Origin of the sequence: Bartonella sp. AA126HLJHH (genome assembly GCF_042197425.1) — a bacterium.
In the GTDB taxonomy this organism is placed as follows: Bacteria; Pseudomonadota; Alphaproteobacteria; order Rhizobiales; family Rhizobiaceae; genus Bartonella.
Map to the genome: position 1 here is coordinate 1 of NZ_JBHIRU010000143.1, position 558 is coordinate 558.

General features: G+C 45.7%; 1 protein-coding gene and 1 pseudogene. Both read right to left on the reverse strand.

Annotated features, from left to right (window positions below):
- Positions 1–365: phage terminase large subunit (locus tag ACFIQC_RS10210; RefSeq protein ID WP_375707166.1), on the reverse strand; the 365-nt coding region annotated here is incomplete at its 3' end.
- Positions 346–558: pseudogene (locus ACFIQC_RS10215) on the reverse strand (hypothetical protein); the annotation flags it as partial. The gene ACFIQC_RS10210 and the pseudogene ACFIQC_RS10215, both read right to left, overlap by 20 nt.

The following is a 558-nucleotide window of genomic DNA, read 5'->3' on the forward strand; positions in this document are numbered from 1 at the left end:
CGCCCCATCGATTTAATGCTCGCAATATTACGGTCAAGACCAGAAAACTGAAAGGCTACGCGACCATCTATCGACTTAATCGAAGATTCCCCAACCTTGTAATAGTCCTTTAAAAAGTCGTGCGCTTCAATGGCGCGCTTAATCTCCTCCAATGAACTTTCTGCTAGCGAGTTCTGAAACTGACGTGCACAAAGAATGGTCCCCGATATCCCCTGCATACCAAATTGATAGCCTTTTAAAGCAGCCATCAATGCAAATGATCTTGTCTTTCCAGACCCTCGTCCACCCCAAGCCGCCCGTACCAAAGCGTCCCCTGCAAAAATAGGAATGAGTTTTGGTACAATACTAATCTGTCGTGTTGTCATTGACCAAAGGCGCGATTTCTACACGCGTTATCACCTTAATGGCTCCCCCATCTTCACCTGTTACCTGTAAAGGCAACACCTTACCAAGCAACGCTAAATAAGCCGCTGGACATTCTATAGCCTGCTTTTCCAAATAGGAGATCAAACCATCATTGCCAATTTTATTCCCAGCATTCTCAGCAGCCTTAACCAC